We start from the raw sequence: 14,725 nt of genomic DNA on the forward strand, positions 1-14,725 counted from the left end.
CCCGGCGAGGGTCGGGTCGGGCGTGAACAACTCGGTGCGGACCAGCAACGCGCCGATGCCACCGACGAGGAAGAAGCCCAGCACCGTGAACATGTACATGATGCCGATCCGCTTGTGGTCGACGGTCGTCGCCCATGACCAGATCGTGCCCATGATGCCTTTTTTCTCGTCGCCGTAGGTCAGGTAGTTGTCGACCTGCGGCTCGGTCTCGGTCTCGGGCTTGGGAACCCCAGTCAGGATGCCGGGTTGGCTGATGGTGCTCATGCTCAAATCCTCTTTCAAACGCTCAAGAACTTATTCGGAAAACACCGCGCTCCACGGTCAAGCGGAGCGAGGCGGGGTGTGGGTCCGGATCAGTCGTCGTAATCCTCGCGTGGGTCGGAGACGGTGCCGTCCTCGGCGACGACCGCGCCGTTCTCGTCGATGGTGAATCCGTCGGTGAGCGACTTGATGTACTCGCCGACCGCGATGGTGTCCTTGACCGAAAGCTGGGCCGCGTAGGAGGGCATCACGTTGCCCCAGCCGGCCACGATCTTGCGACCGGGATAGCGGATCGACTCGGTGATGTACTCCTGATCGACGAGCACTTGTGAACCGTCGGCCATCTCGTGCTGCTGGCCCCAGATGTTCTTCCACGACGGGCCGGTGCCGACCGAGCCGTCGATACTGTGACAAGCGGCACAGCCCTGTTGTTGGTGAATCTTCTGGCCGACCTCCCAGAACGGCACGCCGCCGGCGTAGGGGTTGCTGATCTCCTCCATCTTCGCGTCGTACTCCTCGCGGCTCACGACGTGGACCTTGGTGACCATCTTGCTGTGCAGCGTGCCGCAATACTCAGCACAGAACAGTTCGTAGGTTCCCTCGACGTCGGCTTGGAACCAGAGCGTGTTGAACCGGCCCGGCACCACGTCCTTCTTCACGCGGAACGCCGGGATGTACAGCGAGTGGATCACGTCGGACGAATCGAGCGTGATTTGCACCGGCTCGTTGACCGGCACCCACAACTCGGGGGAACCCTGGCCGAGTGCGTCGGGGTAGCTGAAGAACCACGCCCACATCTTGCCGTTGGCCGAAATCTGGATCGCGTCCGGCGGGGCGAATCGGCTGGAGAGGTATCCACGGAAACCGAATGTGAAGATGACCAACACGATCAGCGTCGGGATCAGCGTCCAGGTGATCTCGAGCGTCGTCGAGTTCGAGGCACCCCGGCCTTCCTGAGGCCCGTCCTTGCGGTGGCGGAAGATGATCGCGAAAGCGACCATCGCGATGATCACGATGCCGCCGAAGAAGAACGAGATGTAGTTGATCATCCACATCGTCCAGTCGACGTCATCGCCACTGGACGAGGCATCGAAGGGCATGAAGCCCTGTCCCCAGCCGGTGTCGTTGGTCACCGGGGCTGCGGTTGCGATCAGGTCGGGCAGGATGCAAAGCGAGTCAGTCCACATGGTTCTTGTCTTTCGGTCTTATGCCGTCGCCGGCGTGCCGGTGTCCTTCGGATCCTTCTCGGCGTTGTCTTCGGTCCGGACGCGCTTTTCGCGGAACAGCCAGTATGCGATCACCACGCCCATCAACACCACCGTCAGCAACGCCGCCGACCGCATGAGCTTCACCGCGCTGGGCGTGTATTGGCCCATCCCCGCGTCGTAGCTGAAGCACGTGATGAGGGCGATCTTGTCCAGGAACGTACCGACCCGCCCGTCGGCGGCCTCGACCAGCGAGAGCCGGACCGTTTGCGGGTCGAAGTCCACGCCGGGAATCGACCGGGTGAGCTTGCCGGACGGGCTGAGGATGAAGATGACCGACGGGTGCGACCATTCCTGGGCGAGCTCGACCCAGCCGTAACCGAAGCCGACCGACTCGGTGAGCACGTCGATGTTGTCCTGGGTGCCGACTAGGAAATGCCAGTCGTCGAACACCTCGGGCCGACCGACCGCGTCAAGCGTGGTGGTCTTCTTGGCCGCACCGAGGGTGTACTTTTCGTTCGGGTCGAAGCTGACCGTGAGGATGCGATACTCGCCGTCCTCGAGCGTTAGGTTCTTGACCGCGTCCGCGATGCCCTTGCTGATCTCCGTGCAAAGCTGTGGACATTCGTAGTAACCCAGTTGCAGGATGACAGGGGTGGTGCCGTCGAAGTAATCGCCGAATTTCACTTCCTTACCGGTCTCGTCGGTAAAGGTCAGGTCCAACGGTATGTCCGTGCCGACCTGGGCAAGCCTGAGGTACGACAGTTCTTCCGCGTCTTGTTGTGCGAGGAAGTCGCGGTTGTTCGGGGCGTCGAAGCTGTCGGGCCGTTGGTACTGCGCGGACGCAACCCCGGCCGAGGCGGCCAAGGTGGTGGCGGCGAGGATGGCGGCGAGACACTTCATGGGCATGGATAACACTAACTACTTCGGTCGTCGGAACTTTCAGTTCTGATTTACTCAACCGACGCGGTCGCTCCGGAGGAGGGCGTCGTGCCGTCGGTCGCGTTGGCGTCGAGCCACATGTCCATGGCCATGTCGATGGGCACGGCCACGGTTTGCTTGGAATCGTCAGTGAACCGGACGGCGGTCATGTTCGCCGTCTGCTCTTCGCTGAGCATGCGCAGGTCACGGTCGCGGGCGTCCTGTGCCCGTTCGGCCATCAGTCGATCGGTCGACCAGTAGTACCAAGCCTGCACGCCCAGCACGAGGTTGACCATGATCAGCAGTGCGATCAGTCCCACCATGGAGACGACCGGCACGTTGATTCCCTGTTTCATCGCTGCCATGACAAATGCTTCTTTCTGCGGACCAACGTTACGCCAAAAACCGAGCCGAACTTGCCGCATGCGACGATCGGTCGCACGTCTTTCAAACAAAACCGATCAGATGTTGTGGAAAGCCAAGCTTTCTGGGAGCCGCGGGTCGCTGGCGGGCACCAACCGGTGCGCCGTGAGGTTGCCCAGGGCGTAGAACGCGAAGATCCCGCCGACGCCGACCGTCGCGAGGATCGGCACCACCGGCACCTTGTACCAAAGCCCGCCGGGCATCTCCGGCATGATCAGCCAGTAGATGTCGATCCAGTGGAAGATCAAAAGCCACACACCCCAGAACGAGAGCAACACACGGTTGCGCTTGACGTGCCGACTCAACAACCCGGCAAACGGGATGATGAAGTGACCGACCAGCACCGCCGCAGCCACGATCGTCCAGAAGCCCGCCGCGTAGATCGTGCCCTGGGCGGTGATCGCGAGGTTCTCGCTCACCATCGACGCGCCACGCCGGGCGAACCACGTGCTCTCCTCGGCGAGGGCGCCGTACCAGATCAGCATGTACTGGCTGAAGGCGATGTACCCCCAGAAGAACACGAACGCGAAAAGGAACTTACCGATGTCGTGAAGGTGCTCGGTCGTGACGGCGTCCTTGAGCAGGCCCTTGCCGAGCATGACCGAGTAGGCGATCGCCATGGTCGCGAAGATCGCCACGGCCGAGCCGGCGAAGAAGTAGACCGCGATGATCGTCGAGTACCAGTGCGGATCGACGGCCATGATCAGGTCGAACGCCGCCAGCGAAACCAGCAACGAGAACAACAGGAAGCCCGGATAGCTCCGAGCTCGCATCTTGATCGAAAGCTCGGGGTCCTTGGCCGTGTCCTGCTTGACCGACGTGCGGTAGTACCAGTTGCCCAGCACGAGCAACCCGCCGAGGTAGATCAGCAGCCGACCGGTCCAGAACGGGCCGTTGAGGTAAGCGGATTTACCCTCGGTGTACTCGTCGTAGATGAAGTGCTTGTAAACCGCATCGACGGTGGCGACCTGGTCGAGCTCGGTGAACGGCTTGGCGACGTGATGATCGCCCGCGTGATGGTCACCGGCGGCATCCGCGGCGACGTACTCGGCCGGGAAGTCGTTGGCGGAGACTTCCTCGCCGCTGCCGTGATCGTCACCGTGATCGTGCCTGTCGCTGTCATCATCGCCGTGACCGCCGGCGTACGGATCGCCGGGGCCGGACGCCCAGGGGTAGAGGTTGGGCATCTTCTCGAACATCTTGTGCGCGGCCCAGTTCTCGCCGGCCACCTCGGTGTCGACCTTGGCGATCTCGATCCGCCCGGGCAGGAACACCGACACCACCAACGGCAACGCCAGCAACACGAGGATCGGGAACGACCCCGCCAGCGCTTCGGGCACGCGCCGCACCACGACCGACCAGCCGGCCTTGGTCGCGTGCTGCAGCATCACCACGAACAGCCCGCCCACCGCGAAGCTCAGGCAAAACACATACGCCATCAGGTACGACAGGTAGAACTGCCGAAGCCCACCGAAGAACCAGCAGGTGATGAACGCACTGATCAGCCCGATCACGCCGCCGGCGAGCAGGAAGAACTTGAGCCCGTCGGCATTGAGCTTCTCGTTCACGGAGTCGGGCGGGGTGGTGGGGGCGTGGGCCATGTGAAGGTGCTGAATGCGAAAGGGAAAGTGCGAAGTTCCGTGTCGAACTAGCGGGCCGCGGCCTGCTCGGTGTCCGTTTCCTCCGCCGGCTCTTCCACCACCGGCGGCTTGCCGTTGGTCAGTGCCGGCTGGACCGGGGCGTTGGCGACGAGCGACGGGTCGACCTCGCCGGCCGGCACCGCTTGCGAGAGTTGCAACGCCCGGACGTAGGCCACCACGGCCCAGCGATCCTTGGGGTCGCGGATGAGCGTGCCGTAGCCGGCCATGTTGCGAATGCCGTTGTTGACCGTGTTGTACAGGTGTCCGTCGGCCCGGCCCAGACGGGTTTCGTCGTGCAGGTTGCTGGGTGTAACCCAAAGGGCGTTCTGGCCCTTGACCGCACGGACGTGGATCGGGCCGTTCCCGTAGCCGTCGTACCCGTGGCACAGCCAGCAGAATCGGTTGTACAACTCTTGGCCACGCTTCATGAACTTTTCGTCGACCTCAAGGCCGTCGGGCATGCCCTCGACCCAGGTAACGTTGCCTTGGCCGTCCATGACGTAGCCGAGGGCGTATTTCTCATCTTCGATCAGCTCGCCGCGGGCGACGGTGCCGGGCACGGGCAGCCGCATGGCCCGACCGTCCTCGAAGACCGGCGACGGGGCCTGGGCCTTGTACTTGGCCTGGTTATCCATATCGAGGAACAGGTGCGGCCGGGGATCAGGGCTTTTGGCAAAGCGGTAGTACACGCTCCAGGTGATCGGGATGAACGACGCGATGATCCCCGCAACCGCGAACCCGAGCAGCAGGAACGGCGGCCGACGGAATCGACGCAACGCACCGATCGCAAAGCTGAACGCCGGGTTTTGCAACGCGCTGCGCATCAACCCTTTCGGGGCGTAATCGTGATCGAGGGGAGTGCGGGACATGGGTGTATCAGGTGCGAACTTGGAACGGCGACCGGCGGGCCTTTCGGTCAGTCCTTGACCACTTCGATCGCCAACGGCGACGAGTCCTCAAGGATGTCGCGGGCCTGGTCGAACTTCTTGTCCTTGGCGTCGATCACGACGAAAAAGCGGTCGTCGGTGACCCGGCGAAAACGTTCATGTTTGAACAGCGGGTTGTAGAGCATCGGCAGCCCGTTGAGCAGCAGCATGCCGAGGCCAGCCGTGAAGGCCGCGGCGAGAATCGTGGTCTCGAAGATCACCGGGATGTATGCCGGCAGCGAGTTCAGCGGCTTGCCCGAGATCAGGTATTCGTACGGTGCGAGTGAGAGCAGCGAATCGAAGGAGCCGAACGCGCCCTGGGTGTACATCGTGAGGAAGAACCCGCCGGCCATGCCCGAGAGCCCCGCGCCCAGCACGATCCACGGCAGGATCGTCGGCTTGATGCCGATGACATCGTCGATGCCGTGGATGGGAAAGGGCGTGTGGACGTCGAACTTGGTGATCCCGGCTTCGCGGACGGCCTTGGCGGCGGCGACGACGCCGTCGACCGTGTCGTACTCGCCGAAGATGCCGACCGTTTCCTCGCGCTCCTGGTCGAGCGATGAGTCGATCGAGTAATCGAGGGAGTCCGGTGTTGAGAGCGGGCTCGTTTGGCGGCGCAGCTCGACGTCGGCGGTCTCGAGGGTGGGGTTGTCGTCAGTGGTGCTCATGGGGAGACCTCGGTCCGAGGGTTACTTCTCGGGGTGCATGTCCTCTTTGGCTTCGGGGTGAGCGTTTGTCTCGTGGGTCGAGTGGCCGATGTGGGCCTGGGGCATGATCGACTTGACCTCCGCCAGCGCGATGATCGGGCCGACGCGAACGAACAGAAGCATGTTCGTGAAGAACAGCCCGAACGTGCCGGCGAACATCGCCCAGTCGACCCACGTCGGCCAGAACGCGCCCCAGCTGCTGGGCAGGAAGTCGGCTTCGAGCGAGATGATGATGATCACGAACCGCTCGAACCACATCCCGAAGTTCACGCACATCGCCACCGCCATCGTGACCCAGAGGTTCTTACGCATCCGGCTCGACCAGAGCACCTGCGGGGCGATCACGTTGCAGAACATCATCGCGTAGAAGAACAACGCCTTGTCGCCGAACGGGCGGTAGAGGAACTGGAACTGCTCGTAGTGGTGCCCGGAGTACCAGGCGATGAAGAACTCGGTGATGTAGGCGAAGGACACGATGCAGCCCGTGAGCAACAGGATGCGGTTCATGTTTTCGATGTGGCGTTTGGTGATCACGCCCTCGAGGCCGAAGAGCCAGCGGGCGGGGATCGCCAGGGTCAGCACCATCGCGAAGCCGCCGAACACGGCACCGGCGACGAAGTACGGCGGGAAGATCGTCGTGTGCCAACCGGGCAGCTGCGAGACCGCGAAGTCGAACGACACCACCGAGTGGACCGAGAGCACCAGCGGCGTGCAGAGCGCCGCGAGGAGCAGGTACATCTTCTCGAAGCGGTGCCAGTGGCGGGCCGAGCCGTTCCAGCCGAGCGAGAGGGCGCCATAAGCGACCTGCTGGATGCGGGTCTTGGCTTTGTCACGCAGCGTCGCCAAGTCCGGGACCATGCCCAGGTACCAGAACAACGCCGAGACGGACGCATAGGTCGACACCGCGAACACGTCCCACATCAGCGGCGAGCGGAACTGCGGCCACATGGCCATTTGGTTCGGGATCGGGAACAGCCAGTACGCCAGCCAGGGCCGACCGATGTGGATGCCCGGGTACATGCCCGCACAGATGACCGCGAAGATCGTCATCGCTTCGGCAAAGCGGTTGATCGACGTACGCCAGTTCTGACGGAGCAGGAAGAGGATCGCGGAGATCAGCGTGCCGGCGTGGCCGATGCCGACCCAGAACACGAAGTTCACGATCGGAAAGCCCCACGCGACGGGGTTGTTGTTGCCCCACACACCCGGACCCGCCGCGAAGAGATAGATCTGTGTCAGCGGCAGCAGTTGCAGCAGCGTGAACGCGACGGCAAACGCCCCGAGCCAGCGGTAGGACGGCAGCTTGAAGTTCTGCCGGGTCGTGACCTCGGTCACCGCGCCGAACGACTCGGCCGGTGGTCCGAGCACCAACGGCTCACGCCCGCTGACCGGCTCGCCCAGATTGTCCGGGTAGAACGGCTTGTACCCGCGCATGCGGTCGATGAGTCCGGGCTGTGAGGGGATCGTTGCCATAAGGAAATGCGGACTGAGGAATGCGGCGTGCGAAACGGAGAAAGGACGGCGTTATGCCTGTTCCACGTCCGTCTTCTCGCTACCGCCTTCCGACTTATCTTCTTCGGGCTTGTTGCGAATCACCGCGAGGTACTTCGTGCGCGGTCGGGTGTTGAGTTCTTCCAGGACCCCGTAGGCGCGGGGCTTGCGTTGGTTTTTCGTGACGGTCTGGTCGGCCTGGTTGAGGTCACCGAAGACGATCGCCTGAGTCGGGCAAGCCTGCTGGCAGGCGGTGATGATCTCCATATCGTCGACGATCTCGCTGTCGGCGTTGCCCTTGGCCCACTCGTTGCGCTTGTTGATCGTGACCGCCTGGATGCGCTGGGTGCAGTAGGTGCATTTCTCCATGACGCCACGCATGCGGACCGAGACGTCGGGGTTCATGACCATCCGCTGGACCGCGTCGATCGCGTCGCCCTGCTGTTGGTCGGGGAGCCAGGGGTACAGGGCCGAGAGCGTGCCTTTGCGCGGATCCTTGTAGTGCCAGTCGAGGTAGTTGAACCGGCGGACCTTGTACGGGCAGTTGTTCGAGCAGTACCGCGTGCCGATGCAGCGGTTGTAGACCATCGTGTTGAGGCCTTCGGTGTCGTGCACGGTGGCGGCGACGGGGCAGACCTGCTCACACGGCGCGTTCTCGCAGTGCACGCACATCATCGGCTGGTGCGTGACCTCCGGACGCTCGGCGTCCGGATCGAGGTTGGTCTTCTTGTCGTCGGTCCACTTGGTCTTGAAGTACCGGTCGACGCGCAGCCAGTGCATCTCGCGGTTCATGTGGACGCCTTCCTTGCCGACGACGGGGATGTTGTTCTCCGACTGGCAGGCGATGACGCAGGCGTTGCAGCCGACGCAGGCGTTCATGTCGATGGACATGCCCCAGGCGTGGGGGGTGTTGAACTGGTTGGGCGGCTCCCAGAGTTGCAGGGCCACGCCGCCGTGCTGGCCCTTGTGCGGGGCGTACTTGTTCTTCTGGAAGTCGGCGAGCGTGGCTTCGCGAAGCACTTTGCCGGGCTTGCCGATCGTGCCGAGTCGCTTGTTCTTGCCGTACTGCTTGACATCACCGACGATGTAGTGTTCCTGGGTGGAGTCCAGCACGTGGGTGTCGGAAGTCGGCTCGACGACGGCGTCAGCGAGGTAGAAGTTGCCGGCCGAGCGGAGTGGATAAACGTCGAAGCCCACGGGTGACACGTTGGCCGCTGTGAGGCCGCCGATGTTGCCCGCGCGGGTCCGGCCGAAGCCGACCGCCACGCTCACGCATCCCCTGGGTTGGCCGGGCAAGAGGTAGACCGGCAGCTTCACCGTCGTGCCGTTGACCGTCACGTTGGCCATCGGGGCGTCGTCGGTCTTGTACCTGCCCGGGTCGATGCCGAGTACCTCGCGGGCATCGGCCAGGCTCATCAGCAGGGCGTTGTCCCAGGTGAGTTTGGTCAGCGGGTCGGGCGCTTCCTGGAGCCAGCCGTTGTTGGCATGGGTGCCGTCGTAGATCGTGTCGTGCTGGACAAACCGCAATGCCATGCCTTGCGGCTCGGGCATCGCTGGGGCCGGCACGTTTTGGGGTACCGCGTTGGCCGTGGCAAACCCGGCAAGTGGGCGCAGGCCGTCGTGCAGTACCTTTTGCCACGCCTTCTTGTCCAGTCCCCAGGTCTGAGCCCACGTCTGGGCGACCGCGGCCATCCCGTCGCCCAAGTCCTGGCCGAGCAGCATGCCCAGCGTTTGGACCATCGACATGCCGTTGTACAGCGGCAGGATGAGCGGTTGCTGGACCGACGGCGTGCCGTCGTAGGCCAGCGCGTCGCCCCAGCATTCGAGGTAGTGGGCCCGCGGCAGGTGCCACTTGCAGACGCCCGAGGTTTCGTTGTCGTCCTGCGAGAGGTGGGCGGTGAACGGAACCGAGATGAGCAAGTCACGGAAGGCCAGCTCGGCCGGAGCGTCGTAGGCGGGGTTGCCGCCGAGGATGACCAGGCCGTTGATCTCGCCAGCGCTGAGTTTGCCGGCCAGTTCGACGATTTCCTCGGGTGACGGCGGCAGTGCGTCTTCCGGAACGTAGAGCAACGTGATCGTGGTGCCGACCGAGCCGATTTTGGCATTAAGTGCCATGCAGGCGGCCTGCACATCGACGGGCAGGTGGGCACCGGCAGTCACGACGCCTCGCGCGCCAGCCGCTTTGAGATCCTTGGCGGCGCTCTTCACGAACTTTGTGGCGTATTCGTCGAGGCCGCTCACCGTGCCGCCGTCGAGCGCGGTGGTCAGGGCGTTGATCATCGCGACGAGCTTGGCCGGGTTGGCCGGCTCGCGGACGTCGGCGGCCGCGCCGGTGTTGGTCAGCGTCGTCTCGGCGACGTAGGTGCGCGACATCGTGCCCGTTTCGTCGACGGCGCGGCGCGACTTGGCCCAATCGCCGGCGTAGCGGATGGCTGCCGGGTGCAGGCCGAGGAAATCGTCGTCGAAGCTGACGATGACGTCGGCCTGATCAAGTTTGAGCATCGGTCGACCGGCAACGCCGAAGGCGGCTTTGGCCGCTTCGGTTTCCTGCCACCGGCTCAACGGTTCGTAGCGGTAGACCTCGACGCCGGATGCTTCGAGCTCGGCCAATAGCCGGCGGGCCGTGGGCGAGGAGGTGTGCTCGGCGAGAACCGCGACTTGGCCGGTCGACTTGGCGTCGGCGAAGGCTTGCTCGAACTCCGCGAACGAAGCCCGACGGGCTTGCGGGCCGCTACGGTCGATGACGTTCTTGGATCGGTCGGGGTCGTAGAGGTCGAGAATGCTCGCCTGGGTGATCGTGCCCGAAGCGCCCCACCTGCCGCCGGCGGTCGCGGTCATCGGGTGTTCGGGGTTGCCCTCGAGCTTGATCGGTCGGCCATCGAAGCTCGACACGAGCACCGGGCGACCCACGCCGCCGTATTCGTGGATCGAGGCGTAGTACTCCGGCACGCCGGGGACGCGATCGCGCGGCATCGCCGAGTAGGGGGCGAGCACTTCCTTGGGCCAACGCCGGCAGCCGCTAAGGGTCATGCCCGCCAGCGCCATCCCGGCCGCGGCGTACTTCATGAACCCGCGACGCGACATCCGCCGCAGCTCGTCGGGGTCGTAGTCCTGAAACTCGTTGGCCAGCTTCTCCTGAATCTCCGGCGAGTCGGCATATTCGGCCAGGCTGCGCCAGTATCCCGCGTTGGGCGATTCGATCGGCGATACGGATGGGTCAGAAGGCTGGTGCATTGCGGCTCTGCTGTCTCGAATCTGAGTCTTCAAGTCCCGTTCAACGGTGACACGTGGAGCAGGCGGTCATGTAGGCCTGGTCCTTGATGTTGTACTGCTCGACAAGAATCTTGCCGACGCGGAGTTGGGCTTCCTCGGGGGTTTCGTCGCCCATGACGACCAGGTCGCCCGGGCCGCCTTCTTCGGTGCCGCCCTTGCCGAGGTGGTAGTCCATGTTGGTCACTTCGCTGATCGGGCGGATGAACTTCTCCGGCTGGCGGTGACAGTCGAGGCACCAGCCCATGTTCAGCGGCTCGGCCTGGTAGACGCCTTCCTCGCCCATGTGATCGACCCGGCCGTGGCAGCTGTAGCAGCCGATGCCCTTGTTGATGTGGGCCGAGTGGTTGAAGTACGAGTAGTCGGCCAGGTCGTGAACCTTGGTCCATTCGATCGGCTGGCCGGTTTCCCAGGATTCGCGGACCGGGGCGAGCTTGAGCGATTCGGTCTCGACAGCCGTGTGACAGTTCATGCAGGTCTGCGTCGACGGGATCGCCGCGAAGCCGGCTTCGTCGACGGTCGTGTGGCAGTACCGGCAGTCCATCCCGAGTTGGCCGACGTGCAACGCGTGGCTGTACGGCACCGGCTGCTCCGGGCGGTAGCCCACGTTGAGCGTGGTCGGGTTCAAGGCACTGAAAACGACCGTCGGAACATAAACCGCAGCCCCGACGGCGTTTAACACGATGAATGGCAGAAGAAAGTTGGCCCACCGCGGGAACTGAAAACGGCCTGCGGGCTTGTCGGAGGGTTGAGAGGACTTGGCCATGAGCGTCGACGGCGGAAACTAAGGGGACGAAACGGGTCGCAGCATACGCACAAATCGCCACACTCCAAGCGCCGGGCGCACTGGGGCAGCACAATATAATTCGTGTGCGGCAGACTGTAAGGATCGGCCCGGCTCACTGCACCCCATTACTCCCGAAGATGACTGTGGCAATCCGCCACACCAAGCCGGCCCGGCAAATGAAAAGCCGTCCGCGTTCCAGGCGGAACACGGACGGCGAAGTCGGAAGGTCGGAATCTGTCGAAGTCGCTTAGCGGCGACGACGCACCAGACCAAGGCCGGCGACCGAAAGCAGGCCGAGGCTCGCCGGTTCGGGGATGGCGGTCAACGAGATGTTGGCCACGGTCACGGCCAGCGCGTCCGTACCGCCGAAGGGCGTCTGGAAGCTGGCTTCGGTGATGCCGGTGCCGGAGAACGCTCCGTCACCGCTGTTGAAGAAGAAGCTCTCGATCGGCAGGCTCAGCGTGGTGAAGGTCGAGCCGTTCAGGTCGGCCGTGGCAAAGCCGTAGCTGAAAACTTCGCCGTCTTCGATGAATGCGACGACCAGTGTGTCGCCGACGTTGCCGTCTTCCAGCTTGGCGGTGACGTTGATGGTGCTGCCGGCGGCCGGGACGGGGTTGGCGTCAAGGCTGACATTGGTGCCGGTGCCGCCGAAGTTCGAGGCCGGGGCGTCGACACCGGGAATGATCGCGGTGAGGCCGTCAGGGCCGGGGGTGGTGTTGCCGCCGAAAGCGTCGAACTCGAAGTCAGGTGCGACGCTGCCGGTGTAGTCGACGGCGATGACTTGGGCACCGGCCGAGGCGGTGACGGCGAAAGCGGTCGCAGCGGCGACCGAAGCGATGGATGTGCGGATGGACATGGTTTCTCCTCTGAGAAAAAATTGAGGCCCGCGGAGCGGCGGGCCGGTGAAACTGTTACAGCAAATCATGATGACGCGCCCGCGCCATGTGTCAAGGTGCGAAATCATGCGCCCGCCCCGACAGGTTCATCCCGCAAGGGTCATGCATGTCATTCTGGGAATGCTGTGACGCGTGTGAAGCCATCGACCCTCGTTAGCGCCCGCCAAGCGGTGTTGGAGGTGGTTGGCGTTTTCGAGAATATTCTTCGTGAAAAGCACCTCTGATCACCACGGTTGCCCCCGCCGGCCGACCGATATACGTTCGCAGACCATGGCCACCGCATCCGTCCCCGCCGTACCAACCACGAAACTGGACACCGACCAACGCGAGGCGGTCAATATGGCCATGCTTACCGCGTGGGGCGTTTATCTCGGGCTTGGCGGGCTTCCGGCTCTTGCCAGCGTCATCGGGATCTGGACGTCGCTTCTGGCCGAGACTTCCAGCCCCGAGGTCAACATGTGGTTCATGCTTGCCTCGTGCGCGTGGTTGACTTTCGGTGTGCCAGCGGCCCTGCTCTTTCGCCGGTCCGCGTTTTCGGAGTTCTACAAAGGCAAGCCCGTCTCGCCGGCCAACTTTCTCAAGGGGTCGATTCCGCTGTGGGTGGTGCTCGTCACGGGTGGCCTCATCGCACAACTCGGCTGGATCGTCAGCGGCACCCCGGTGGTCTCGGGCTTCATTGCCGCTTGTGCGTTGATCGTCTTCCTCGTCTTCTATCCGACCGGCGTCGCGATGCTTCATCCGGTGGGCGGACACGATGACGCAGCCGTTTACGAAGAACCGGCGTAGTCTCACTTTTCCATGACCAAATTGAGCACCGAGCGTTCGCCATCAATCGCGCTGACGTGGTTGGAACGTCTGCGCTGGGTTGCGGTCGCGGGGCAGCTATTGGCGGTGCTGGTTGCCGAGATGGCGGTGGGGTTGACCGTGCATTTGCCGGCGGTGTTCGCCGTGGTGTCGGTGACTGTCCTGACGAATCTCGCACTGCTCTGGTCGCGGCGTCGCCGGATGGTCGGCCCGTCGGTCGCGCGGGTCGCCGTGACGGGCAAAGGTCGTTCGATCTCCGATCGGCTCGTCCCGGCGGTGATTGTTCTCGACGTGATGCTGCTGACGATCATGCTCGCGTTCACCGGCGGTGCCGAGAACCCGTTCTCGATGCTGTACCTCGTGCACGTCGCCCTGGCGACGGTCATGCTCGGCACGCGCGGCGCCTGGGCGGTGCTGTTCCTATCGGCCCTGTGTTACGGGTCGCTCACGATCTGGTGGGTGCCGTTTAACGAGGACGCATTTTCCCGCAGCGTTCGTGTCGGGGGGCAGTGGGTCGCACTCCTGTTGATCGGCGGTTTGATCGTCTACTTCACGGCACGGGTGCTGGCCGCGTTGCGACGCCGCGAGCTTGATCTTGCGGAGGCGCACGAGCGCGCCCTCCGCAACGAAGGTCTGACCACGCTCGCCGCCGGTGCCGCCCATGAACTCGGCACGCCGTTGGCGACGATCAACATCGTCGTCGGGGAACTCGAGCACCAAACCGACGGCGACGTCCGCGAGGACATCCGGCTGATCAAGTCCGAGGTCGATCGCTGCCGCAACGTCATTGACCGCATGCGTGGCGAGATCGCCGAGGGGGCGGCGCTCAGCAAGCGGCACGCCGAATGGCAAGATGTTCTTGCGGGGGTGCAGCGTTCGCTGGGCGATCGTGCCGAACGGCTCGCGGTGGTCGCGACCGATGTGCCGCCGATCGGCGTGCAGCCGAGGGTGCTCGAGCAAGCGCTGGTCATCATGATCCGCAACGCCTTCGACGCTTCGCCGCCCGATGCGTGGGTGACGCTCACGGCCAAGCAGGTCGACGGCACGGTTCGGTTGGAGGTGCGTGACGATGGCGAGGGGATGAGCGCGGAAGTGCTCCGTCGTGCCGCCGAGCCGTTCTTCACGACCAAGCCACCGGGCAAGGGGATGGGGCTCGGGCTTTTTCTTGTACGACTCACGGCGGAACGGAACGATGGCGTGCTTGAAATCGACTCGACGCCGGGCGAAGGTACGGCGGTGACGATGCGCCTGCCGCTCGCCGCGGGCGCGGCGACCCGGCCGCACGTCGAACCCCCAGCGGCGGGGCGAAATGCCGCACTTGATGAGTCGGTGGATCAGCCCATGAACGCGACAAACGGGCCTTAATCAGATAAGATTGTCGCGTTATGGCC

General features: G+C 63.9%; 13 protein-coding genes. 2 read left to right on the top strand and 11 right to left on the bottom strand.

All coding sequences use genetic code 11. The annotated features are described in order from the left end of the window. From AAGD32_06800 to AAGD32_06850, 11 genes are all read right to left on the bottom strand, one after another. Positions 1-264: hypothetical protein (locus AAGD32_06800; GenBank protein MEM8873953.1), on the bottom strand; the 264-nt coding region annotated here is incomplete at its 3' end. 89 nt (positions 265-353) lie between these two features. Further along, complete coding sequence (coxB, locus tag AAGD32_06805; GenBank protein MEM8873954.1) at positions 354-1,448, bottom strand: cytochrome c oxidase subunit II; 1,095 nt, start codon at positions 1,446-1,448, stop codon at positions 354-356. 18 nt (positions 1,449-1,466) lie between these two features. Beyond that, entirely contained in the window at positions 1,467-2,369 is a 903-nt protein-coding gene (locus AAGD32_06810) for an SCO family protein (GenBank protein ID MEM8873955.1), read from the bottom strand. Between the two features lie 50 nt (positions 2,370-2,419). Then, on the bottom strand, positions 2,420-2,752 hold the full coding sequence (locus tag AAGD32_06815; GenBank protein MEM8873956.1) for a hypothetical protein: 333 nt from the start codon (positions 2,750-2,752) through the stop codon (positions 2,420-2,422). A gap of 96 nt (positions 2,753-2,848) precedes the next feature. Then, positions 2,849-4,411, bottom strand: coding sequence for a hypothetical protein (locus tag AAGD32_06820; GenBank protein ID MEM8873957.1), 1,563 nt, complete (start codon positions 4,409-4,411; stop codon positions 2,849-2,851). A 47-nt stretch (positions 4,412-4,458) separates the two neighbouring features. Beyond that, entirely contained in the window at positions 4,459-5,319 is an 861-nt protein-coding gene (locus AAGD32_06825; GenBank protein ID MEM8873958.1) for a cytochrome c, read from the bottom strand. A 47-nt stretch (positions 5,320-5,366) separates the two neighbouring features. Beyond that, positions 5,367-6,047 (bottom strand): DUF3341 domain-containing protein, encoded by a 681-nt coding sequence (locus AAGD32_06830; GenBank protein ID MEM8873959.1) that lies wholly within the window; start codon positions 6,045-6,047, stop codon positions 5,367-5,369. Between the two features lie 21 nt (positions 6,048-6,068). Further along, positions 6,069-7,520, bottom strand: coding sequence for an NrfD/PsrC family molybdoenzyme membrane anchor subunit (nrfD, locus tag AAGD32_06835; GenBank protein ID MEM8873960.1), 1,452 nt, complete (start codon positions 7,518-7,520; stop codon positions 6,069-6,071). A gap of 90 nt (positions 7,521-7,610) precedes the next feature. Beyond that, positions 7,611-10,811 (bottom strand): TAT-variant-translocated molybdopterin oxidoreductase, encoded by a 3,201-nt coding sequence (locus AAGD32_06840; protein MEM8873961.1) that lies wholly within the window; start codon positions 10,809-10,811, stop codon positions 7,611-7,613. A 40-nt stretch (positions 10,812-10,851) separates the two neighbouring features. Next, complete coding sequence (locus AAGD32_06845; protein MEM8873962.1) at positions 10,852-11,613, bottom strand: cytochrome c3 family protein; 762 nt, start codon at positions 11,611-11,613, stop codon at positions 10,852-10,854. Positions 11,614-11,881: 268 nt separating this feature from the next. Beyond that, positions 11,882-12,490, bottom strand: a complete 609-nt coding sequence (locus tag AAGD32_06850) for a PEP-CTERM sorting domain-containing protein (protein MEM8873963.1) — start codon at positions 12,488-12,490, stop codon at positions 11,882-11,884. Positions 12,491-12,800: 310 nt separating this feature from the next. On the opposite strand from AAGD32_06850, the gene AAGD32_06855 reads away from it, so the two are divergent. Together AAGD32_06855 and AAGD32_06860 are read left to right on the top strand one after the other, a co-directional pair. Then, positions 12,801-13,316, top strand: a complete 516-nt coding sequence (locus AAGD32_06855; protein MEM8873964.1) for a hypothetical protein — start codon at positions 12,801-12,803, stop codon at positions 13,314-13,316. Between the two features lie 12 nt (positions 13,317-13,328). After that, a complete protein-coding gene (locus AAGD32_06860; protein ID MEM8873965.1) occupies positions 13,329-14,699 on the top strand; it encodes an ATP-binding protein in 1,371 nt (456 codons plus the stop codon). Positions 14,700-14,725: the final 26 nt, after the last annotated feature.

Source organism: Planctomycetota bacterium, assembly GCA_039182125.1.
Classification (GTDB): Bacteria; Planctomycetota; Phycisphaerae; order Tepidisphaerales; family Tepidisphaeraceae; genus JBCDCH01.

Coding starts and splice junctions, on each gene's coding strand:
- coxB (MEM8873954.1), bottom strand. CDS start 1,448: ATGTGGACTGACTCGCTTTGCATCCTGCCCGACCTGATCGCAACCGCA.
- AAGD32_06810 (MEM8873955.1), bottom strand. CDS start 2,369: ATGAAGTGTCTCGCCGCCATCCTCGCCGCCACCACCTTGGCCGCCTCG.
- AAGD32_06815 (MEM8873956.1), bottom strand. CDS start 2,752: ATGGCAGCGATGAAACAGGGAATCAACGTGCCGGTCGTCTCCATGGTG.
- AAGD32_06820 (MEM8873957.1), bottom strand. CDS start 4,411: ATGGCCCACGCCCCCACCACCCCGCCCGACTCCGTGAACGAGAAGCTC.
- AAGD32_06825 (MEM8873958.1), bottom strand. CDS start 5,319: ATGTCCCGCACTCCCCTCGATCACGATTACGCCCCGAAAGGGTTGATG.
- AAGD32_06830 (MEM8873959.1), bottom strand. CDS start 6,047: ATGAGCACCACTGACGACAACCCCACCCTCGAGACCGCCGACGTCGAG.
- nrfD (MEM8873960.1), bottom strand. CDS start 7,520: ATGCGCGGGTACAAGCCGTTCTACCCGGACAATCTGGGCGAGCCGGTC.
- AAGD32_06840 (MEM8873961.1), bottom strand. CDS start 10,811: ATGCACCAGCCTTCTGACCCATCCGTATCGCCGATCGAATCGCCCAAC.
- AAGD32_06845 (MEM8873962.1), bottom strand. CDS start 11,613: ATGGCCAAGTCCTCTCAACCCTCCGACAAGCCCGCAGGCCGTTTTCAG.
- AAGD32_06850 (MEM8873963.1), bottom strand. CDS start 12,490: ATGTCCATCCGCACATCCATCGCTTCGGTCGCCGCTGCGACCGCTTTC.
- AAGD32_06855 (MEM8873964.1), top strand. CDS start 12,801: ATGGCCACCGCATCCGTCCCCGCCGTACCAACCACGAAACTGGACACC.
- AAGD32_06860 (MEM8873965.1), top strand. CDS start 13,329: ATGACCAAATTGAGCACCGAGCGTTCGCCATCAATCGCGCTGACGTGG.